General features: G+C 61.5%; 22 protein-coding genes and 2 pseudogenes. 9 read left to right on the top strand and 15 right to left on the bottom strand.

Translation table 11 applies throughout. The features are described from left to right. Window positions 1-34: 34 nt before the first annotated feature. The 3 genes from JQ611_RS07200 to JQ611_RS07210 are packed head-to-tail and all read right to left on the bottom strand — an operon-like array spanning window position 35 to window position 2,245. A complete protein-coding gene (locus JQ611_RS07200) occupies window positions 35-1,273 on the bottom strand; it encodes an FAD-dependent monooxygenase (RefSeq protein ID WP_212464990.1) in 1,239 nt (412 codons plus the stop codon). Between the two features lie 14 nt (window positions 1,274-1,287). Continuing rightward, window positions 1,288-1,740 carry a MaoC family dehydratase gene (locus JQ611_RS07205; RefSeq protein WP_212464991.1) on the bottom strand — a complete coding sequence of 151 codons (453 nt, stop codon included), beginning with the start codon at window positions 1,738-1,740 and terminating at the stop codon, window positions 1,288-1,290. 28 nt (window positions 1,741-1,768) lie between these two features. Further along, the gene (locus JQ611_RS07210; protein ID WP_212464992.1) at window positions 1,769-2,245 is read right to left on the bottom strand and encodes a MaoC family dehydratase; all 477 of its coding nucleotides are present in this window, start codon (window positions 2,243-2,245) and stop codon (window positions 1,769-1,771) included. Between the two features lie 90 nt (window positions 2,246-2,335). On the opposite strand from JQ611_RS07210, the gene JQ611_RS07215 reads away from it, so the two are divergent. After that, window positions 2,336-3,097 carry an IclR family transcriptional regulator C-terminal domain-containing protein gene (locus tag JQ611_RS07215; RefSeq protein WP_212465044.1) on the top strand — a complete coding sequence of 254 codons (762 nt, stop codon included), beginning with the start codon at window positions 2,336-2,338 and terminating at the stop codon, window positions 3,095-3,097. 99 nt (window positions 3,098-3,196) lie between these two features. On the opposite strand, the gene JQ611_RS07220 is transcribed toward JQ611_RS07215, so the two are convergent. From JQ611_RS07220 to JQ611_RS07255, 8 genes are read right to left on the bottom strand one after another with little or no spacing between them, the layout of a single operon-like run. Next, window positions 3,197-3,862 carry an XRE family transcriptional regulator gene (locus tag JQ611_RS07220; RefSeq protein ID WP_312011873.1) on the bottom strand — a complete coding sequence of 222 codons (666 nt, stop codon included), beginning with the start codon at window positions 3,860-3,862 and terminating at the stop codon, window positions 3,197-3,199. After that, complete coding sequence (locus JQ611_RS07225; RefSeq protein WP_212464993.1) at window positions 3,819-4,769, bottom strand: PDR/VanB family oxidoreductase; 951 nt, start codon at window positions 4,767-4,769, stop codon at window positions 3,819-3,821. Before JQ611_RS07225 ends, JQ611_RS07220 begins: the two co-directional genes overlap by 44 nt. After that, window positions 4,770-5,297: an MOSC domain-containing protein gene (locus JQ611_RS07230; RefSeq protein WP_249132990.1), complete on the bottom strand. Its 528-nt coding sequence runs from the start codon at window positions 5,295-5,297 to the stop codon at window positions 4,770-4,772. 28 nt (window positions 5,298-5,325) lie between these two features. Continuing rightward, a complete protein-coding gene (locus JQ611_RS07235; RefSeq protein ID WP_212464994.1) occupies window positions 5,326-6,969 on the bottom strand; it encodes a thiamine pyrophosphate-dependent enzyme in 1,644 nt (547 codons plus the stop codon). Further along, complete coding sequence (locus JQ611_RS07240) at window positions 6,966-7,646, bottom strand: 3-oxoacid CoA-transferase subunit B (RefSeq protein ID WP_212464995.1); 681 nt, start codon at window positions 7,644-7,646, stop codon at window positions 6,966-6,968. The genes JQ611_RS07235 and JQ611_RS07240 overlap by 4 nt, the downstream gene beginning before the upstream one ends. Beyond that, entirely contained in the window at window positions 7,643-8,305 is a 663-nt protein-coding gene (locus tag JQ611_RS07245) for a 3-oxoacid CoA-transferase subunit A (protein ID WP_212464996.1), read from the bottom strand. The genes JQ611_RS07240 and JQ611_RS07245 overlap by 4 nt, the downstream gene beginning before the upstream one ends. Before the next feature lie 2 nt (window positions 8,306-8,307). Further along, the gene (locus tag JQ611_RS07250; protein WP_212464997.1) at window positions 8,308-9,495 is read right to left on the bottom strand and encodes an acyl-CoA dehydrogenase family protein; all 1,188 of its coding nucleotides are present in this window, start codon (window positions 9,493-9,495) and stop codon (window positions 8,308-8,310) included. A gap of 18 nt (window positions 9,496-9,513) precedes the next feature. Further along, window positions 9,514-10,503 (bottom strand): tripartite tricarboxylate transporter substrate binding protein, encoded by a 990-nt coding sequence (locus JQ611_RS07255; protein ID WP_212464998.1) that lies wholly within the window; start codon window positions 10,501-10,503, stop codon window positions 9,514-9,516. A gap of 258 nt (window positions 10,504-10,761) precedes the next feature. On the opposite strand from JQ611_RS07255, the gene JQ611_RS07260 reads away from it, so the two are divergent. The 6 genes from JQ611_RS07260 (at window position 10,762) to JQ611_RS07285 (ending at window position 15,549) form a co-directional block, all read left to right on the top strand. After that, window positions 10,762-11,403, top strand: a complete 642-nt coding sequence (locus JQ611_RS07260; protein ID WP_249132991.1) for a TetR/AcrR family transcriptional regulator — start codon at window positions 10,762-10,764, stop codon at window positions 11,401-11,403. Between the two features lie 12 nt (window positions 11,404-11,415). Further along, window positions 11,416-12,399 carry an MDR family oxidoreductase gene (locus tag JQ611_RS07265; protein WP_212465000.1) on the top strand — a complete coding sequence of 328 codons (984 nt, stop codon included), beginning with the start codon at window positions 11,416-11,418 and terminating at the stop codon, window positions 12,397-12,399. Window positions 12,400-12,475: 76 nt separating this feature from the next. Then, complete coding sequence (locus JQ611_RS07270) at window positions 12,476-13,687, top strand: PLP-dependent aspartate aminotransferase family protein (protein WP_212465001.1); 1,212 nt, start codon at window positions 12,476-12,478, stop codon at window positions 13,685-13,687. A gap of 40 nt (window positions 13,688-13,727) precedes the next feature. Continuing rightward, on the top strand, window positions 13,728-14,219 hold the full coding sequence (locus JQ611_RS07275) for an ester cyclase (RefSeq protein WP_212465002.1): 492 nt from the start codon (window positions 13,728-13,730) through the stop codon (window positions 14,217-14,219). Between the two features lie 59 nt (window positions 14,220-14,278). Further along, complete coding sequence (locus tag JQ611_RS07280) at window positions 14,279-14,908, top strand: FMN-binding negative transcriptional regulator (protein WP_212465003.1); 630 nt, start codon at window positions 14,279-14,281, stop codon at window positions 14,906-14,908. Between the two features lie 14 nt (window positions 14,909-14,922). Next, on the top strand, window positions 14,923-15,549 hold the full coding sequence (locus tag JQ611_RS07285; RefSeq protein WP_212465004.1) for a LysE family translocator: 627 nt from the start codon (window positions 14,923-14,925) through the stop codon (window positions 15,547-15,549). Window positions 15,550-16,353: 804 nt separating this feature from the next. On the opposite strand, the gene JQ611_RS07290 is transcribed toward JQ611_RS07285, so the two are convergent. The 3 genes and pseudogenes from JQ611_RS07290 to JQ611_RS07300 form a co-directional block, all read right to left on the bottom strand. Then, window positions 16,354-16,608 (bottom strand): hypothetical protein, encoded by a 255-nt coding sequence (locus tag JQ611_RS07290; RefSeq protein WP_212465005.1) that lies wholly within the window; start codon window positions 16,606-16,608, stop codon window positions 16,354-16,356. A 350-nt stretch (window positions 16,609-16,958) separates the two neighbouring features. Beyond that, a pseudogene (locus JQ611_RS07295) lies at window positions 16,959-17,162 on the bottom strand (acetyl-CoA C-acyltransferase); the annotation flags it as partial. 150 nt (window positions 17,163-17,312) lie between these two features. Then, window positions 17,313-18,542 (bottom strand): acyl-CoA dehydrogenase family protein, encoded by a 1,230-nt coding sequence (locus JQ611_RS07300; protein ID WP_249132992.1) that lies wholly within the window; start codon window positions 18,540-18,542, stop codon window positions 17,313-17,315. 481 nt (window positions 18,543-19,023) lie between these two features. Here JQ611_RS07300 and JQ611_RS07305 point away from each other — a divergent pair, with 481 nt between their 5' ends. Both JQ611_RS07305 and JQ611_RS07310 read left to right on the top strand, forming a co-directional pair. Further along, window positions 19,024-19,824, top strand: a complete 801-nt coding sequence (locus tag JQ611_RS07305) for an SDR family oxidoreductase (protein ID WP_212465006.1) — start codon at window positions 19,024-19,026, stop codon at window positions 19,822-19,824. An 80-nt stretch (window positions 19,825-19,904) separates the two neighbouring features. Next, a complete protein-coding gene (locus tag JQ611_RS07310; RefSeq protein WP_212465007.1) occupies window positions 19,905-21,041 on the top strand; it encodes a zinc-binding dehydrogenase in 1,137 nt (378 codons plus the stop codon). 55 nt (window positions 21,042-21,096) lie between these two features. Here JQ611_RS07310 and JQ611_RS07315 read toward each other — a convergent pair. Next, a pseudogene (locus JQ611_RS07315) lies at window positions 21,097-21,279 on the bottom strand (MBL fold metallo-hydrolase); the annotation flags it as partial. Window positions 21,280-21,331 lie beyond the last annotated feature (52 nt).

A 21,331-nucleotide genomic window follows, 5' to 3' on the forward strand; every position in this document is an offset into this window, starting at 1 on the left:
CCTCTCGTGTTCGAATCAAGTTCTTTCGGCTCGGTCATGGCTGAGCCCGCTGCGCATTCCAGGACTTGCGGTTGTTCAACTCATCGACATCGAAACCTGCAAGTTGCCGGTAGCTGCGCTCGGCGTCCTGAAGTGCGGTCGCCGCATCGCCGTGAGCGCCGCGCCGGGCCATCGCACTCACTTTCTCCATGACGTCCCCGGCCTGGCGGCGGTTGGCCAGTTGCACGCCGGTGGTGACCGGGCGCCGATACGCCTCATATCCATGCAGCGCCTCTTCAATACCGCCTGAGGTGGCCATGTTGTAGGCGAGCACGCGCGCATCGAGAATGGCTTGCGAGGCGCCATTCGACCCAAAGGGATACATTGCGTGGGCGGAGTCGCCCAGCAGCGCACAACGGCCAAAGACCCAGCGTGGCAGCGGGTCGATATCCGCCATTGGATATTCATATGCTTCCGACCCCGATCCGATCAGGCGATGAATGTCCAGCCAGTCGAAGCGGTACTGTTCGACAAATGAAGCCACGACATCGGGCGCAACGCCGACATTCCAGTTTCCGAGCTCGGCGGCGGCGGCTGGACCTCTCGGACGCACGAGCAGCCAATTGAGGAGGCCCGGGGCGATCGGATAGACCACGATCCGCTGCGTCTCATCGCCCAGAATGATCATTGTCGCGCCGCCGAGAAATGGCCCGGCGCGTGTGGTGCCGCGATACATGACCCAGCCATTGGATGCCAGTGGCGTCACGCCGCCATTCAGGCCGTCTCTGACCGCCGAACGGATGCCGTCGGCCGCCACGACGATGTCGGCCGTATGGGAGACGGATCGACCCGAGAACTGGTCAACGGCTTTGATATGGACCTTTCCGGCGCTTTCCTGAATGACGCTGGTCACGCGCTGTCCGGTCTTGATGGCCGACTGGCCCAGGCGTTTGCCTACGGCCTCTACAAGGATGCGCTGTAGTTGACCTCGATGAATGGAGTATTGCGGCCACCGATATCCGGCTTCGAGACCGCGGGGCTCGGCCCAAATCAGCTGCCCTGAGGCATCGTAGTAAGCCAATTCCCTCGTGAGCAGGCCCGAGCGCGCGAGCTCCCCTTCGAGGTCCAATTCGCTCAACTCGCGGACCGCATGCGGCGGAAGATTGATCCCAACGCCAACATCGCGAATTTCACGTGCCGCCTCGAGCAGAACAACGTCGCTATAACCTGCCGCATGCAGGCTGAGCGCCGCGGTCAAGCCGCCGACGCCCGCCCCTACGATCGCGATCCTCATCGAACCTCACTCTGTCAGGCAGCAATGGACCCGGACGTCGGGAATTCGACCATGGCCTCGCCGGTCGCAACGTGCTCGTCCTTTTGATTTCGGACCAGCACATCGATCAGCACCCAACGCGAGTTCTGCGTGGTCTGCTTGGCCTTGATCACACCTACTGGCTCAATCGTGTCACCCGGCTTTACCGGCTTCAGCCAGCGCGTTTCCAATCGGCGGTGAATGGCGCCGGCGGGATAGGCCCAATCGGTCAACATGCGGGTAATCAGCCCGAAATTGTTCATGCCGTGCATGATGATGCCGCCGAAATTGGTCTTGCCAAAACTGTTCTTCATGTAGTTGTCGTCAAGATGCAGCGGGTTGTAGTCGAGCGATCCATCGCAAAACAGGCGGATCGACTCCCGCGAGACCGCGAATTTCGGACCGCTGATGGTGTCGCCGATAGCCAGGTTCTCGAAGCTGGTGGTCATGGTGCTTATTTCCTTTTCTCTTCCGCAGTCACGCGGGTCTGATGGTCTGGCCGCGGCCGGAACAGATGACATCGCCATGCTGATTGAAGAACACATTGTCGTGGACCACGAAGAGACGTTCACGCTTGATGAATTTGTCCAGCGCACGGGCGTGCAAGGTGATGGTGTCGCCAGGCCTTGCAGGCTTGTTGTAACTCCACGACTGGCCGGCATTGACGGTGCCCGGTGTCCGCATCCAATCGTCCGCAGGGGTGCAGGAAAACATCAAAAGGATGTGGATCGACGGAGGCGCGATCAGTCCGCGAAACGGCGTGGTCTTCGCGTAGTCCTCGTCGAAGTAGAGCGGGTGATCTTCGCCGACCGAGCGGCAGTACAACTGGATCGCTTCCAGGGTCAGCTTGTAGGGGATCGTCTTGCGCGGCTCACCGGGCACGATCTCGTCCCACACCTTCCGCAGGTTAGCGTCTTTCCAGAAGTCGGTTTCGAATGCTGGCGCTTGCGTCACTGAGGCTCCTCCGATACTGTTCGCCTGGCGAACGAAATGGTCGATTTATGAACTATGCGCGGAGCATCGCGACTCCGCAAGGGAATAAACATGCCAAAGGAAAGCGACGGATACGTACGCGCGATCGAGCGGGGTTTCGCACTTGTTGAAGCGCTCGGCCGTTCGCCGGGTCGGCACACGCTATCGGAAGCGGCCGACCACGCAGGACTTAATCGCGCAACCGCGCGGCGCATGCTCGCGACACTGGTCAAGCTGAAATACTGCGAGGCGGATGGCCGTTACTTCCGATTAAGGCCCCGAGCGCTGGGCCTCGGATTGTCCTATCTCAACGCACTGCCATTCTGGGGCTATGCACAGCGGGCCCTGGAAGACCTCCGCAACGAAATCGGCGAGTCCTGCGCACTCGCCGTGCTCGATGAAACCGATATCGTCTACGCGCTGAGACTGCCGGCACGGCGAATTCTCTCCGCCAATCTCGGCATTGGAAGCCGGCTTCCCGCTCACCTTGTTTCATTGGGGCGGGTCCTTCTGGCAAACCTTCCACCTGAGGAACGGCACAACTATCTTGCGCACACGGCACTCAAGCCAATTACGCCACGTACCATTGTCGATCCTAAGCAGCTTGCTGAAGAGCTGGAGTTGACCAGGGAGCGCGGTTACGCCTGGGTCGACGGCGAACTGGACCCAGCGATCTGCGGCATAGCGGTTCCAATTCGCGACCAAAGCGGCAGCGTCGTCGCGGCGATCAGCATCAATTTGATTTCCGGCACTTCAAATGAGGCCGCTGCGAAAAGACGTTACGTCGTGCGGCTTCAAAAGACGGCCCAGGACATTCGTACCCAAGCAGCGTAGTTTGGGTGCATTTCTTTGACACCCAACAAAGTTTCGGCGACTTCCGAACGGCCGCTTAGCGCGGCCATAACCAGCCACATGTGCGCGATCTCGGTACCCCTATGCGCTCTTGGTCGCTATCACGACGAGCGCCGAAGCCGGTTCAGACGACACCTGTGTCAGCTTATGCGGTATCGTGGAATCGAATTGGACGCAGTCACCCGGATTGAGCGTTTCCTTGCGCTTTCCAATGACGATCTCGATCCGTCCGGTGAGGATAAACAGGATTTCCTCACCTTCGTGGTGACTCATGATGCGACCGCGTTTCGCCGTCTTAGTCGGCCGGACGATAAACGCGCGCATTGTGCGTTCTGGAGCCAGTCCGGCGACAAGTGACAGGTGAGTGTCGACGTCTCCCGGCTTTCCGTTCTTCGCGCGGACGATCGTGACCGGGTCGTGGTCGTCGGGCTGGCCGTAGAAGCGATCCAGCGTCGTACCGAGCGCTTCGGCGATCTTTATCGCCGAGCCGATCGATGGCGAAGAGAGCCCACGCTCAAGCTTCGAAAGGTAGCTGCGGGTCAAGCCGGAATCGGACGCGAGCTGTTCAAGCGTCATGCCGCTCTGGACGCGCAGAAATTTGAGGTTGAGTGTCATATCTGCCGGACGGTCTGGAGGTGGTACATGCATCGTTTTGCCCCAAACCTTCCGCAAAATCAAAGCTGAGGCCGTTGCCGCGAGCCGTTTACAGATCCAGCACCAGCTTCGAGCCGGCACAATCTCCCACACAGACGATCACTTCGTTGTGCCGCTCCTCCGGCAAAAGTACGCGGTCGCGGTGGATCGGGGGCCCTTCGGTCCAGCGTGTCCGGCAGGCACCGCAGATGCCGCCCCCGCACGATACCGGCACGTCTATGCCCATGGCTTCCAGCGTTCCGAGCAACCCGATCTCCGGGGTGACGGTGGCATGCCTCTTGCTCGCGGACAGAAAGAGTTCGTAAGGGGGCACGTCGCTCTTGGCGACGAGCTTCGGCGGAATGAACATCTCGATGTGCTTGCGCCCCTCCGGCCAGGACGCGACCGCTTCCTCGAAGGCCAGCAGCATGGGATCGGGGCCGCAACATGCCGCAAAGCCGTCTCCCGTGAAGTCACCGACGATCTCCCTGATCGTCGGCTTGGCCTGCCTGGTGGTATCGTAAACTCGGACGCGACCCGCCTCGATCGCCGACGCTATCATGTCGGGCAGCACCGGGCGCCCTCTGCTGGCCCAATGAAGCACGTAGTTCGAACGGCCCCGGCGGTCGAGATGGCGGATCGCCGAGATGAAAGGCGTCACACCGATTCCGCCCGCCACGAACACGTTCATGCCTTTCGGGTCGAGTGCGATGCCGCCTCTGGGAAGAGAGACGGACATCGGCTGGCCGACCTCGACGCGGTCGTGCAGGAATTGCGAACCACCACGACCTTCGCGTTCCCGCTTCACTGCAAAGACGTATCGCCTGTTGTCGTCCGGCTCGTTGCAGAGCGAGTAGGTTCGGACAAGACCCGGATCCAGGTGAACGTCGATGTGCGCACCCGGCCTGAAGGGCGGAAGTTCCCAATCGTCTTGGTCGACCAGCGTAAAGCGCTTGGTGTCGTTGCCAAGATCCTCGATACGGAACACGACGGTCGAGACCGTCTTGATCGCCTTGGCCATCTAGATCGCCCTCACGACATCTCCGACGCGCAGGGTGCCGCCGGCGATGATCTTGCAGTTCAGTCCGGAGCGGTTGATCATTGGATCGAAGACCGCCTTGCCAAGGATTTCTTCGATGTGGCGGCATGGGGTCGAGAGCCGGGTCGCTTCGACGACCGTCTCGCCGAGTCGAAAGCGCCGTCCGACGAGATGATTGAGCGGAACGCCCTCGACGGTGACGTTTCGTCGATGCTCGTCGGGCAGCATCTCGATTCCGTGGTCGCGCTTGAGAGCCTCCAGCGTTTCCATCTCGAACAACGTGATCTGACGTCCCTCCTCCGGCTTGTGCGAGTAGAACCCGGTCTCATGGCCGATCAGGTATCGGTCGCCTTCGATGCCGCGACCTGCGATCAGCTCTAACGATGGAAACGAGCGCATGGGCAGAAATGCCCGCGGGGTCTTGTGCAGGAAACGCACGACACCTTGCCAATACGTCGTCGCTTGTTCGGTCTCGGCTACGGTGGCATCCATCGTATCACCCTCGTTCATGATCATTCTCCTAAGTCCTGCGCGTCGCCTAGCGGCGCCCGGCAAGCGATTTGTCGAGCGTCTGACCCACATCGGTCAGCACCTCGAGCACCACCGGCCCTTTCGTCGACAACGCCTGCGCAACGATCTCCGGAGCGTCGCTCGCGTCATCGATGCGATATCCAGCGGCACCGTAGGCGCGCGCCAGGGCGGAAAAGTCCGGATTCGAAAGGTCGGTACCGTGGGGCCGGCCTGGAAAGGTTCTCTCCTGATGGGTGCGGATCGTGCCGTACGATCGATTGTTCGACACGACGATCTTGAGATCGACGCCTCTGGCGACCGCCGTCGCAAGCTCGTTTCCCGTCATCAGGAAGCCGCCGTCTCCGCAGAACGCGATCACCTGCCGTCCTGGAAAGCGCAGACTGGCGGCAAGACCTGACGGAACGCCGCTGCCCATCGCGCCGCACGCGGAGCCGAGCAACCGCGCAGTCGGTTCGAATTTGAAGATTCGGTGAACCCATCCGGCGAAATTGCCCGAGTCGGTCGTGACAATTCCGTCTGACTTGAAACGGGACGCGATCGCAGCCACCGCGTGACCGAACACGTCCGCGGCTGGAACGCCCGACTTTGGCCAACCGTGCGTCGCGCTCCGCGCCCCAGCTGCCGCTTCGAGCCAAGCCGCTCGGTCCGTCGGAGCCGACGGCACGACGAGCATCGCGGAAATGAACGGGTGCGATCCGGAGACGATGGCGACTTCGGTCTGGAAATGGGTTCCGATCGTGTCGGGATCCGGATGGACATGCACCAGCGGCTGACGCGCCGACGTCTGTCGCGGAAACGCGAAGCCGAGTGAGGTTAGATCGCCCAGCCGCGTTCCGACCGCGACGATCAAGTCGGCGTTTTCGAGCAATTTGACGTGCGCCGGCGATGTAAAGAAGCCGAGTTGGCCCGCCCACAGGCGATGCCCGTTCGGAAACTGGTCCTGCATCTTGTTTGCGACCACGACGGGTACGTTCCACTTCTCGCAGAACATGACCAGGTCGTCTCGAAACGACGACGTTCGACATTCGCCGCCTACCAGCAGGATCGGCCTTTTCGAGGCGGACAGGATGGTGGCGGCCTTCTCGATCGCGGCAGCGCTGGGCTCCGGACGCGCCGGTCCGTTGATCCTTGCGGACAGTCCGTCCGCCGCATCGGAGAGAAGATCCTCCGGCAGCTCGACCGCGACAGGTCCCGGAGTTCCCGCATGCGCGGCCGAGAAGGCGCGTGCCATCATCTCCGGAGCGAGGTCCGCCGTGTTCAGCCTGGCCGACCACTTCAGAACGCCGTCGAAGGAGCGCCCGCAATCGATCTCCTGGACCGCGTCGCGGCCTAGGTTGGGCCGATCCACCTGACCGACCAGCATGACGAGCGGAATGGCCTCCTGCGCGGCAACGTGTAGACCAAGCGCGGCGTTGAAGGCCCCCGGCCCGCGACTTGCCATCACCACGCCGGCTCGCCCTGTGAGCTTGGCGTCGGCGACGGCCGCAAGGCAGGCGCTCCCTTCATGACGGCAGGTGACGAGATCGATCTCGCTGCGGTCGCGAAGCGCATCCAACAACGGCAGGAAGCTCTCTCCGGGGACGCCGAAGGCGCGGTCGACGCCGTGCGCGATCAGGCTGTCGGCGACGAGCTCGGCGACGCGGTAAGTCATGCGACGACGCTCCCGTCCTGCTTGATCGTGCGGAGTTCGTCGGCAACGCGAAGCGGCGCTTCGGTACGCGTCTGCAGCGTCTCGATCGAGAGACCTTCGAGGATGGCCGTCACCGCCAAGCCTTCAGGGGCGACATCGACGATGGCGAGGTTCGTGAAAATGCGGGTCACGACCTTGCGGGCCGTCAGCGGATATCCGCAGCGCTCAACGATCCGGGAATGCCCTTCCTTTGTCGTATGATCCATCATGACCCAGATGGACTTTGCGCCGACCGCCAGGTCGATGGCGCCGCCGATGCCGGGAGGAGATCCATTTTCGCCGGTCGTCCAGTTCGCCAGATCACCGTCCTCGGAGACCTGGAAGGCTCCGAGTACGGCAACGTCGAGATGGCCGCCGCGCATCATCGCGAACGAAAGGCTGGAGTCGAAATAGGAGCCGCCGTTCCTGAGGGTGATAGGCATCTTGCCGGCGTTGATGAGGTCCCAGTCCTCATGGCCCTCCGGGGGCTTGGGTCCGACGTTCAGCACGCCGTTCTCGCTGTGGAGAATCACGCCAGTGTCCGGCGGGAGAAAGTTTGCCACGTTGGTGGGAGCCCCGATGCCCAGATTCACGAACCCCTCGGTCGGAAGGTGCAGTGCCACCATACGTGCCAGCGCGTCGCGTGAGAGCGGATTCATGGTTGGCTCCTTACGAAAACACGGTCTACGAAGATGCAGGGCGTGACGATGGACTCGGGATCCAGTTGGCCGGTCTCGACCACGCGGTCCACTTCGATGGCGACCGTCTCGCCCGCGGTCGCCATCACCGCACAATGGTTTCGGGCGGTCTTGTTGTAGGTGACGTTGCCGAGACTGTCGGCCAGGTGCCCCTTGACGAAGGTGAAGTCGGCGCGCAGAGGCAGCTCGAGGATGAACTCGCGTCCCCCCACCATGATCTTCTCCTTGCCGTCCGCGAAGACAGTGCCGACTCCGACCGGTGAAAGGAAACCGCCAAGACCGGCGCCGCCGGCCCGGATGCGTTCGACCAGCGTTCCTTGAGGGACGAGTTCTAGCTCGACGGTGCCGGCGCGATACTGCTCCGCGAATTGTTTGGCGCTCCGCGGATAGGAGCAGATGATCTTTCGGACGATCTTCGCGCCGAACCAGGCGGACAGATCGTCATCTGAAGAACCCGCGTTGTTCGAGATCACGACGAGGTCGCGAACGCCCTTGTCGAGCACCGCCTTGATGACGTCTTTCGGAAGACCCGCGCCCCCGAAGCCACCCATCATGACGGTCTGACCGTCCTTGACCCCTTCGACTGCCGCTTCCGCGTCTCTGACAACTACGTTCCGCATGATCATGCCCGCTCTGTTGTTGGAGTTGGATAATCGGACGACAGCCCCCGCCCGATACGGTCGAGCAGCATCTCGTTGGTTCCGTCGGCGTAGGCTGCCATCCGCACTTCGGCCAGATGCATGTTCAAACGGTGAGTCGCACTCGCCCCCGTGGCGCCGACGATCCGAATGCACTGATCTATTCCCCAGATCGCGGTGTCGACCGCGAACTTCTTCGCCTGCGCAGCCAGACTCACGGGATTGGTGCCTTGCTGTATCTGCTCCGCAGCCCGAAAGACCAATGCGTTCGCCGCCTCCAGCCGAACCGAAACCTCCGCCAGTTCCCACCGCAAGCCCTGGTGTCCCGTGAGCGCCTTTCCGAACGCGTTACGGTTTCCGCAATACGCAACGGCCTCCGACAACGCCGCCTGTAGCGTCGCGATGCACATTGCCGCCACGTGCACGCGCGCAGCGTTGACCGAAGACATCGACGCCTTCAATGCGGCTCCTGGAAGCGCGATCAGGCACCAGCCCGGCACAAAATGATCGTCGAAAGCGATCTCCGCCAAGCGAAAGGAACGCGCACCCGGAACGAGGATTTCGTTGCGCCGGACCGACTCGGCATGGTCGAGTGGCACGTAGAAGCTCGCGATCTCGCCCGGATTCGAAGAGTCGGTTACCTTCGCGAGCACGATGAGACCACCGACGATCAAACCGTCGGTCAGCCAGGCTTTGGCACCCTTGAGATTCCAGCCATCTTCAACGGGCTTGGCGGTCGTAGTCATGGCGGAAGCGTCGCTGCCTCCGCCTGGTTCGGACATCGCGATCGTGAAGAGAAGCTCGCCGCGAAGTGCGGGCGCCAGAAACCGCTCGATCTGCGTCGGCGTGCCCGTCTGCGAAATTCGTGTAACGCCCCCCTGATGGTGGTTCAAGCAGAACGCGGCCGCGAAGCCGTGACGCGCCATCTCCTGGGCTACGCGGATCTTGCAGAGGTACGAAGCTTCGTGGCCGCCGTGGGCGCGCTTGGCCTGCAGCCCCAACATGCCGGTCGCGGCCCAGGCTGCAATCCACTTCTCCGGGAGCGCTTTCCCCGACGTGTGGGCAGCCAAGACGCCTTCCGAAAAGGCGCCCGTGCAGAACTGCCGGGCACGCGCGACGTGGGCGCGCTCCTCGGCGGAGAGTAGAGTGTCGAACTGGTGATAGAAATCCATCGCTTGGCGACCTTTCGATCACTTCTGCAGCGGCGCGCCGATGTCCTTGGCCCACTTGTCCCAGTAGACCTGCTCTTTGCCGATGTCGGCCGTGAAGCTTTCGGCGGTCGAGCCGCGGATCGGCACGGCGCCAAGCGTGTCGAGATGCTTGAGAAACTCCGGATCGTCGGCACCCTTGTCGAGTGCGGCACCGATCTTCGCGACGACCTCGGGCGTTAGATTCGCCGGACCAGCGACGCCGAACCAGGGTGAAACGTCCAGGGCCTTGCCGCCCCCCTGCTCAACCGTCGGAAGATCCGGGAACGCAGGAGACCGCTCGCTCGACGCCACCGCGATCGCCTTGAGGGTCCCGGCCTGGACCTGTTGCCCGACCGTGGCTTCCGTGAAGAAGCCGACCTGAACCACGCCGGACATGGTGTCGGTGATGGGTTGATTTCCCCCCGAGTAGTTGATGAAGGTCATCTTCGTGCCGTTCACCATGTCGAACAGCGTGCCGCCGATGTGAGAGGTTGCGCCGAACGTGCCCCCGAAATTCACTTCGCCCGGATGCGCGTTGAGATAGGAGATGAGCTCGTTGACCGTCGATACGGGCAACTTCGGATTCACGACGACAAGGTTGCGTTGCTTCGCCACCTTGCGGATGTACGTGAAGCTCTTCTGCTGGTCGTATCGGACTGACTGATAGAGCGCGCGGGCGCGAGTGTTCGAGGATTCCACCGCTACGAGCAGCGTGTAACCATCGGGGTTTGATCGCGAGACGTTGTTTGCGGCGATCGTTCCGCCAGCACCGCCGTTGTTTTCGACGACGACGGTCTGACCCAATTCCTTCGCGAGCAACCGGCCGATTACGCGTCCCATAATGTCGGTCGGCCCGCCGGGCGGAAATCCGACGATCAGCTTGATGGTCTTCGACGGATAGCCGTCGGCGGCCTTCGCCGGCGCCGAAAGAAGTCCAATGCAAAGCGCGGCTGCTGCGAGCGCCGTCGATTTTGTGAAGTGCTGGAACATGACCGACCTCCCGGTTGCTGGATTTCTTCGGACAATCGGCAAGAGGACACTTTGTGTCAAGAAGGAAACACGTATGACGGGTAGTCGCGCCCAAACTGGGGCGCGGGCTCAGCTCGTAAGTGCTTCATACTACAGCAAAGTGCTCAGATTTTCAGCAATCTCACTGCGCGCGACCGCTCCGTCGTTCGCGCCTGCCGAGTTGCCTCGACGCCCTTAGTGTACTAGACGATCGGTCTAATGGTGAGGGATGATCGGAAAATGTCGGCTGGAGAGCGGGGCGCGGTGGGCTATGCGCCGACACGCGAGGTGTTGGTCCGCTGCGGGATGGAAATGCTGACGGAACACGGGTTTACGGCGACGGGCCTGGACGCGGTGCTGCGCCGCGCGACCGTGCCGAAGGGGTCCTTCTATCACTACTTCGACAGCAAGGCGGACTTCGTCCGGCAGGTCATGGAGGCCTACGACTCCTTTTTCCGCCGGAAGTTGGATCGCGCCCTGGATGACGAAGGCGTGGCGCCTATAGATCGACTGCGAACCTTCGTTGAAGACGCCAAGCGTGGCATGGCCAAGTACGCCTATACGCGGGGTTGCCTCGTCGGGAATCTCAGTCAGGAGGTCGAAGTGCTGCCCGAAGGCTACCGTGCGGCGCTCGACGGCATCGTGAAGGGGTGGCAGCACAAGGTGGAGCGCTGCCTGGAACTCGGGCGCAGCGCCGGCGATATCGACACCTCCGCGGATTGCGCCGCGCTGGCAGAATTCTTCTGGATCGGCTGGGAGGGCGCCGTCATGCGAGCCCGGCTGGTCAGGAACGGAGCCCCGCTCGACACATTCATCGCGGGATTCCTCGCAGGTTTGCCCCGCTCCCGCAAAGCGGGCGTGCCGCATCGACGCCAAAGATAAGGGAGCTGCAGCTTGTACAACGCCGTACTCATCGAAAAGGATGAACGAGGATACCGTGCCGACGTGGTCGAATTGGCGGATGACCGCCTGCCCGAAGGAGACGTGACCGTTGACGTCGAGTTCAGCACACTCAACTACAAGGACGGATTGGCCGTCACCGGAAAAGGTCCGATCGTCAGATCCTTCCCGATGGTGCCCGGGATCGATCTTGCCGGTGTTGTCTCGTCGAGTTCCGATCCGACCTTCGCGCCCGGCGACCGCGTCGTTCTCAATGGATGGGGCGTCGGCGAAGGCCATTGGGGCGGCCTGGCGCAGCGGGCCAAGGTGAAGGGCGAATGGCTTATCAAGCTGCCGTCTTCTATGGGGAGCCGCCAGGCAATGATAATCGGGACGGCTGGCTACACGGCTATGCTGTCGGTGATGGCGCTCGAACGGCACGGCATCCGCCCGGGGAGCGGCGACGTGCTGGTCACCGGCGCCGGTGGCGGCGTCGGAAGCATCGCCATCATGCTGCTGCACAAGCTCGGATTCCGCGTCATCGCGTCCACCGGCCGTCCGGAAGAAGAGGCTTACCTCAAAGGCTTGGGCGCGTCCGAGGTAGTCGATCGATCCACGCTCTCGCAGCCCGGCAAGCCGCTTCAGAAGGAAAGGTGGGTCGGCGCGATCGATTCGATCGGTAGCCATACGCTCGCCAACGTCTGCGCCGGCATCAAGGCGGACGGCGCGCTTGCGGCATGCGGCATGGCACAAGGTCTCGACTTTCCGACCAGCGTCGCACCCTTCATCCTGCGGGGAGTGACACTCTTCGGCATCAACAGCGTGACGCGCCCAAGAGCTGAACGCGTCCAGGCTTGGGATCGCCTCGCCTCGATCCTGAACGAGGCGGATCTTGAGAAGACGGCCTTGGAAATCGGCCTGCGAGAGGTCGTGCCGGCCGCGGCGCGCCTCATGGCCGGACAGGTGCGCGGACGTATGGTCGTCGACGTTAACAGGTAACGTCGAGGAAGCAGAGCGACGCGCGCGACGTCCGGGATCAACGCGGCCGCCTCGCAAGAACGGGAGAAACTGATCGATGGCCGCTTTGGAACAAAAGGCAAGCGATGAGCCCGGGCTCGGGTTCTCGACGCGCGCGATACACCACGGATATGACCCGGCACTTAATGCTCGCGCCTTATCCCCGCCCATTCACATGACCTCGACTTTCGCCTTCGACGGCGTGGCCGAAATGGACGCGGCGGCTGCACTGGGGGGGAGGCTCTACGCGCGGGAGTACAATCCCACGACCGCATTGCTGGAATCTCGTCTTGCCAACTTGGAAGGCGCCGAAGACGCCGTTGTCCTGGCCTCGGGGATGGCCGCCTTCGCGGCCTTTTCGCTTTCGCTGCTTTCCCAAGGTGACGAACTCATCGTCCACCGGATGTTATATTCGAATACGACGACCATGACGGAGCAAGGGCTGCCGCGGTTCGGCATCAACGCCGTCCCGGTCGATCTCAGAAATCCTGCGAATCTGGATACCGTTCTCACGCCCCGCAGCAAAGGGGTCTATTTCGAGACGCCCGTCAATCCTACCGGCGATGTCCTTGACATAGAAGCGATCGCGCACCGCGCGCGACAGGCCGGCCTCTTGGTCATCGTCGATGGAACGTTTGCATCCCCCGCACTTCAGAGGCCTCTCCAGCATGGAGCCGACATCGTGCTGCATTCGCTGACCAAGTACATCAGCGGGCATGGGGACCTTCTCGGGGGCGCTCTCTTGGGAACACATGGACTGATCGAGAAAATCCGCGATCGCGGATTGCGATACATCACCGGGGCCGTGCTCTCGCCGATGGCCTCGTCTCTGATCCTGCGCGGGATGAAGACTCTTCCCCTTCGGATGGATCGCCACGGGTCCACCGCGCTTGCGATCGCGCGAATGCTCGAAGCCCACCCCGCGGTTGCATGGGTGAACTATCCATTTCTTGCGTCGCATGCCCGACATTCGATCGCAAAACGTCAAATGTCGGCGGGCACCGGGATGCTTTCCTTCGGGCTCCGTGGGGGTTTTGAAGCCGCCCGACGCTTCCTCGACAATCTAAAGCTCATCACGCTGGCGGTCAGTCTAGGAGACGTCGAGACTCTCATCTTTCATCCCGCAAGCCTGGTCCGCGCACGGCTTGCTGTTCGTCCCGAAGCCCGCTTGCAGAGAGGCGTAGAAGATGACTTGATCCGTCTTTCGGTCGGCCTCGAAGATCAAGCAGATCTGCTCCGCGACCTCGAGCAGTCGTTGAGCCGTCTCTGACCCGCACCTGAGCAAGAGCCTTTCATCGAGAGGAATCCAAATGATCGCCGCGCCGCCAGGACTCGAACCCGCCATGGATCTGGCACGGGTGGAGCTATCTCCGCAAAAAGAAGTCGTCCGCAAGTTCTACAAGGACATGTGGGATCACGCAGACATCACTCTGATCCCCGAGATCTTTCAGCCGGACTTCACCTTCCGAGGTTCACTCGGCCCCGTCCTGGTCGGCTACGACCAGTTCGCAGATTACGTCCGATGGGTGACGGACTGCCTCGAGAATTATACTTCCGACATCCTTGCCCTCGTCGAACAGGGCGACCAGGTTTCGGGGAAGTTGCGCTTTCACGGCATCCACCGCCGCCCGATGTTCGGTCACGCCCCGACCGGGCGTCACGTATGGTGGTTCGGTGCGCCGATCTTCACGTTCCGCGACGGCAGGGTGTCGGATCTGTGGGTTCTGGGTGACATCCACGGACTGATCTCCCGTCTCGCGCCAGATGCGACTAACAAGCTGGAATTCACAGCAGGCAATTAGCCCTACTCAATGATCGCGCGCCGAGCGCGGCCACCTTTGACCCGAAAAGGAGACCAGCCATGTATACGCCTCCCGCCTTCAAGGACGAAGACGTCGAGAGCATCCGGAAGACCATCCGCGACGCCCGCCTGGCCAATCTGGTGACGGCGACCGCCGAGGGCCCGCTTGCGACGCCTCTTCCTTTGTTTCTCGACGAAAGTGAGGGCGAACACGGCGTCATCTACGGGCATCTTGCGAAGGCCAATCCGCACTGGCAGGTTCCTCCGATCGGAGACGCGCTCGCGATATTCATGGGCCCTGAGGCGTACGTGACGCCGTCCTGGTACGCGACCAAGCAGGAGACCGGCAAAGTCGTGCCGACCTGGAACTACGTGGCCGTACACGCGTACGGACCGATCGAATTTTTCCAGGACCCGGAGCGACTGCTCGACGCGGTTACGCGCCTGACGCGGAAGCACGAAGAGGCGCGCGCGAAGCCGTGGACGGTCTCCGACGCTCCCGTGGACTTCATCGCCGCCCAGTTGCGCGGCATCGTCGGCATCCGCATTCCGGTGGTGCGATTCGAGGGCAAGCGCAAGATGAGCCAGAACCGCCCGGAGGCCGATCGCGTCGGCGTCGCGGCAGGCCTGGCGGCCAGCGAACATCCTGCGGACCGTGCCGCGGCCCCTCTCATTCCCGTGCCTGCCTAGCTTTCGGAGATACGATGTTCGAGCTTCAGACGTTCGCACTGTTCCTGGCCGCGGCGACGATCGTGGCGGTCACACCGGGGCCGGGCATCTTCTACATCGTCGCTCGCACGCTGGCTGGCGGCCGGACCGAAGGCTTGGCTTCCAGCGTCGGCTTGGGTCTCGGTGGTTTCGTGCACGTCCTCGCTGGCGCGATCGGCATCTCGGCCTTGGTGATGGCGAGCGCGGAAGCGTTCACTGCCCTGAAGATAGCCGGCGCCTTCTATCTCATCTGGCTCGGCATCAAGACCTGGAGGGAGGCGCGCGTCGCCGCGCCGACAGAGGTCCGGACGACCGGCGCTGGCCGTGCGTTGCGCGAAGGCATCGTCGTCGAGGCCCTGAACCCAAAGACGGCCGCGTTCTTCCTCGCCTTCATTCCGCAGTTCGTCGACACGACCGTGAACGTGGCTCTGCAGTTCGTCGTGCTCGGCACGATTTCTGTCGCCTTGAACACCGGTGTCGACTTGATCGTGACCCGTTGGGCGGCCAAAGCGAGGGATGGACTAGCCAGGCGCCCCACGTTCATAGCGCGTGCGAGACAGACATCTGGAGCGGTGATGTGTGGATTGGGTGCCGCGCTGCTGGCCGCGCGACGCGCGAACTAAGGCACGCCGCCGGCCAAAGAACCCAGCCTTGACCGTCCCCAAGCTTGTGCCGACCGCACCGACCAACGTGACGTTCGGCCGTATCTTATCGCGAAGGCTCGTCGTAGTTGGCCGGCTGCGAATCGATGCCGGCAGTAGCGAGCGCCTCGAAGAGACGCGGACGAAGCGCTGCTTATCCTTTTGAGTAGAGTGATGACCAAGCGTGCGCGGAAAGTTGTTGCGGCGGCCGGCCCGGCGGCAATGCGAGGATTCAAGCGAGGGCCCACGGTGACCACTCCTGTGTACCATCGGGATTTTTCGAAGGTCTTAGGAAATTTCGCGGCTTGTTGGCGGAGAGGGAGGGATTCTCTGCCAGGGTCTCAATGACCTCGAAAACCGAAATAAAACCAGCGTTTCCGGACAACCGCAGTGGGTTGTGCGTACCGGTAGTCTGTACCGGAACGGGCGGCCCACTCAAACGGATTCGCGCCGATGGTAAACGGCTTCCACCATCCTGCACATCGGCAATCGCAAACCACTCCAGGGCATCCGTAGGTTCCCCGCGAGAAGAAGATGGGATTTCGCTCGTTCGGACACCGGACGCCCTCGTCGCAATCGAAGACCCTCGGCCGCGCCTACGGCGCTGCAATCCGTCGAGCTGGCCGTAGTGCGTCCCGCACCGGACGGGAATGGCCGCCTTGCGCCAGAAGCTGCCAGTCGCGAATTAACGCAGACAATGTCTGCTTCTCGGAAGAAGAAATCGCCCGTCAGATTGTGCCATGTCCGAAAAGTAGCGCAAGGCGACCGTACCCCCACGCAACTAATCTAGGCGGCTTCGCGCCGGCGACGTCGCTCCGCCAGATCCGTGAAACGGACAACATTCGGCGGAAGATTCGGCTCGGCGGCGAGCATTGGCTGAACGATCTCATGTTCAATAACTGTGGTCTCGCAGTTTGCCGCTTCGATGGATGTCAGGAAGGTGCGGCCGGCATCAGTGATCTGCCATCCACTGTCGTCGCGGATAACATAGCCGCTGGAAAAAATGCTCAGATCCGGCGCGCGCGCCGCCAGGCGCTTCATGCGGTCCGACCAATCCGCGCCGCTAGACATTAAAATGGCGACAGATCTAGTGACGTCAGCGTGCGTTGCTCGTCCTCCTGGGTGTCCCGCCAGGACCTTCAACGTCGTGATCTGAATGCTCACGCCACGCCCCGCAACCACTGATGACAATACGCAAAAAGAAAGACCGAACGTATCGATCTGTTGAGGGATATGTCGAGTGATTGCAGTCGAGACGATGTCCGGCTTTGCCGAGTTTTCCCGACTGCGTCAAATTGGCAACAGATTAGCGGTCATTTGTACCGAAATAGGCCGAGCGCGAGCGCTTGGAGGCTTTGCGCCAGGAGCGGCCGTTCGATACGCATTGGATCTAAGCATTGTTCTTCAGCGTGATCGTTCAGAACCAGGTTGATTGACTCCGCTCCACCTGCAACCGCGACTTCGACGCCGTCGAGCATGACCAAGCGCGCAGCGACCGCGATCTCTTGCAGACCGGATGCGCACTGGCGGTCAATCGTCGTGCCGGCGACCGTCACCGGAAGATCGGTGCGGATCGCTCCTTTGCAGGTCACGTTCATTTGTTCAGCGGACCGCGGTAAGCCTTGCCGATGCCCGTGCGCAGTCGAAAATGATCACGGCTTCATTTATGGTTATTCTCCGATTGGGCGTGGTAACCACGCATTCCAAGCTTGAGTCAGTCTCGTCGTGCAAACAGCATCAGGTGATTAGGTGGGGTCGCCGAACTGGATGTTGATGGACCTTATTCGCTTGAAGTAATGGCCGACGTCCAATTCGTCGCTCTTGCTTATGCCACCGTGGATCTGAACAGCCTGTTCGGCGATGAATTTTGCGGCGTTGCCGACTTTTGCTTTGGCAACGGAAGCCAGTTTCGATCCATGCGGTTCCTTTGCCACAAGGCTGAGGCTCAGATGTTGTGTCAGCGAGATCGCTTCTTCGAGGGCGACGAACATGTCAACCATGCGGTGTTGCAGTACCTGAAACGTCCCGAGCGATACGCCGAACTGCTTGCGCGTCCTGCTGTACTCCAGCGTTGACGCATTTAGTTTGCTCATTGCGCCGACGGCTTCCGCGCAGAGCGCTGCGATAGCACGATCGCGGCAGGCATCCAGAGCGCCGGCACCCTCGCCTTCGGTGCCCAGCATCTGGTCGGCTGGCACGTGGACGTCCCTCAGCGTGAGTTCCGCGGCGCGACGGTCATCGATGGTCTTGAATCCCTGCAGGTCGAGGTTCGCCGAATGACGATCGATGATAAAAAGGCTCACCCCTGCGCGATCGTGCTGTCCACCGGAGGTTCGTGCCGAGATGATCAGTTTGTCGGCCCACGGCGCACCAATCACAGCCGTCTTCGTTCCGCTCAAGACGAAATTGTCCCCCCGGCGTCGGGCCGTCGTCGCGACGTTGCTGAAATCGTGGCGTGAATGTCCCTCCGCCCACGCCGGCGCCCACACCGCGCGACCGTCCATAATCTTCGGCAGGAATTCCTGCCGTTGCTTAGGAGAGCCAACCTCTTCGATCAGGCCGCCTGCGAGAACGACCGTCTCGAGGTAAGGCTCGACGACAAGATGGCGGCCGAACTCTTGCATTATGATCATGGTCGCGAGCGATCCGCCACCGAGGCCGGCAGAGCTTTCCAGAAATGGCGCTGCGCATAACCCGAGTTCGGCAAATGCGCTCCAGTGCTTGCGGCTCCAGCCCTCATCGGTCGCAATAATCTTCAGGCGCTGCTCAAAATCGTATTGATCGCGCAGAAACCGCTGAATGTTGGAACGGAGCAATTCCTGCTCTTCGGTTAACGGGATGCCCATTGGATGCCTCACACAGGTCCACTGCAAGCCCAGCACCGCTTTTGCGATGATGTTGCGCTGGATCTCATTAGAGGCGTCGAAAGTCGAGAGACATCGTTGCGGCCCGGGGATCGATGCCAAGAGCTTCAAGACGAGTTTTGAGCATGGGTTCAAAGGCAAGGCGCTTAACGATCAGAGCTTGTCCTGGCCGCAACGGCCTTCAGTTTGGCCGAAACAGCCCTCCTATTATTGAGCTTGCAAGAACGAATGTTCGAAATCAAAGACGGTCGGCCCACCACGATTATATGGTTCGAGTTCGTCAAAGCGACGCCACACTGAACGATCAAACCAATTCGGGAAGCTAAGGAGCTAGAATGACCGAGCGGCGCTGGTTAAGTACTCTCCTCCCGATGGCCTCAATGTCGACATCGACCTAACAGCAGACTCGGTATCGCTGGTTGATTTGCTCCGCTCCATTGTATCAAAAGCCGGCATGAGTATCACCTCATGCTCCACTTGAAATCGCGGATGACAGTTCAGCCAGGCCGATAGGCAAAAGCCGCGAACGAGGCCTAGACGACTTTCCTCTCGCCACCGACGCATTGTTGCAAGGTAACGCAGGAGTACATTCATGACGACCGCACTCATTACCGGCGCTTCCAGTGGCATCGGTGCAGTCTACGCGCGCCGCCTGGCCGCACGTGGTTATGATCTGGTTCTCGTCGCGCGGGCAGCCAGCCGGTTGAAGGCACTTGCGGAAGAGCTGCGCGACGCGCACGGCGTTACGATCGAAGTCATTGCAGCGGATCTCGTCGTCGACCTCGAGCTCGAACCGGTCCTTCAGCGTCTCCGCTCTAATCCTCAGATCGACATCCTCGTCAACAACGCCGGCACAGGACTAATCGGCGACTTCGCCGCTGCTGACCCTGCCAAGATGACCAACTTGCTGCGACTTAACGTTGTCGCGACCACGATGCTGGCGTCCGCAGCCATCATCGGTATGGTCGAGCGCGGCAACGGGGCAATCATCAATGTCGCTTCCGCGCTGGCATTTCAGCCTGAGTACCTTCGCGGGATCTACGCAGCTACAAAGTCCTATGTGATGACGCTGACGCAAAGCCTTGCTGCCGAAGTGACGTCAAAGGGCGTCTATGTCCAAGCCGTACTCCCTGGCGCCACGCGCACGGAAATCTTTGAACGATCCGGTGGCGACATCAGCAAGGTGGCCAACCTTATGGAGGTCGAGGATCTCGTCGATGCTGCCCTGGTCGGTTTCGATCGAAAGGAGCTGATTACAATTCCGCCCCTCCCAGACCTAGCGACGTGGGAGGCGTTTGAACAAGCGCGTGGCGTTTTGGCTTCGGGCTGCTTCAACTCTCAACCGGCCGCGCGCTATCGAATCGGACAGCGTGACTTGCGTCGCGATAGCTGATAGCTGCGACCAGCGATGGTCACCTTGGCGTGACGCTTCAGCGCATCTAGATGTAACCAACACAAATGGGAGGATTTGCGATGAGTGATGGAAAGATCGGGCTGCAGCTGCGCTCGTTGCTCAAGAAGAGTGGCGAGCTCGAATTGTCGCTAGTGAGCATCGTGACGCCCGAACCTGCAGAAGATGAGGTCGTGGTCCGCGTAGAGGCGACGCCTATCAACCCGTCCGATCTCGGGCTCGTGATCGGCCCGGCCGACATGTCGACTGCCAAGGTCTCGGGCTCCAAGGAATCTCCCGTGGTCACGGCGAAAATGCCGGAAGCCGTCATGCGGATGATGGCGGCGCGGCTCGATCAGTCGCTGCCGGTCGGCAACGAGGGCGCCGGCACCGTGATCCGGACCGGATCGTCGGATGCTGCCAAGGCGTTGATGGGCAAGACGGTCTCGATGATCGGTGGCGCGATGTACAGCCAGTACCGCACCATGAATGTGAAGGACGTGATGGAGCTGCCGGCCGGCACCACTGCTGCCGAAGGCGCGTCCTGGTTCGTCAATCCCCTGACCGCGCTCAGCATGACCAAGACCATGCGGCGCGAGAATCACAAGGCGCTGGTGCATACCGCAGCCGCGTCGAACCTCGGCCAGATGCTCAACAAGGTCTGCATCAAGGACGGCATCGGCCTCGTCAACATCGTGCGCAGCAAGGAGCAGGCCGACATCCTGCACAAGATCGGCGCCAAATATGTCGTCGATTCCACCGCTGCCACTTTCATGGACGATCTCACCAACGCGTTGGTGGAAACCGGCGCCACGATCGCGTTCGACGCCATCGGCGGCGGCAAGCTCGCCGGGCGGATCTTGACTTGCATGGAGGCCGGAGCCAACAAGACGGCCAAGGAATACAGTCGATACGGCTCCAACGTGTACAAGCAGGTCTATATCTATGGCAGCCTCGACAACCGTCCGACCGAATTGAGCCGGTCGTTCGGGCTGGCCTGGGGCGTAGGCGGCTGGCTGCTGACGCAGTTCCTGCAAAAGATCGGCCCGGCCGACATCGGCAGGCTGCGCCAGCGTGTCGCCTCCGAACTCAAGACCACCTTCGCCAGCCACTACACCAAGGTGGTCTCGCTGCAGGAGACGCTCGATCTCGCCAATATCGACGTCTACAACAAGCGCGCCACCGGCGAGAAGTTTCTCATCAACCCGAGCAAGGGCTAACGATAACGACGAGCGGTCCTCTCTCCGGCAAAATCTGGCTTGCGGTCTCCCGGCACACCGTCACCATGCCCGTCGACATGAAGGCGGCTTCGGCTGCCGCCAGCGCCTCCTTCTTCGCGAGGTTAGTCACCCACTTGTCGGACATCGGAAACGAACGCGCCCCGTCATTGATCGAGGTGCATTCGTAGGCGCTTACCATGTTGCGATCGAAGCCCGGCGCCTGCGTGCCCGCCGGTGGCCGCCGCGCTCACAGTGGCTGCCCCCAAGCAGTTGGCGGCTATCCAGATCGC

It is taken from the genome of Bradyrhizobium sp. AUGA SZCCT0182 (assembly GCF_018130185.1).
GTDB lineage: Bacteria > Pseudomonadota > Alphaproteobacteria > Rhizobiales > Xanthobacteraceae > Bradyrhizobium.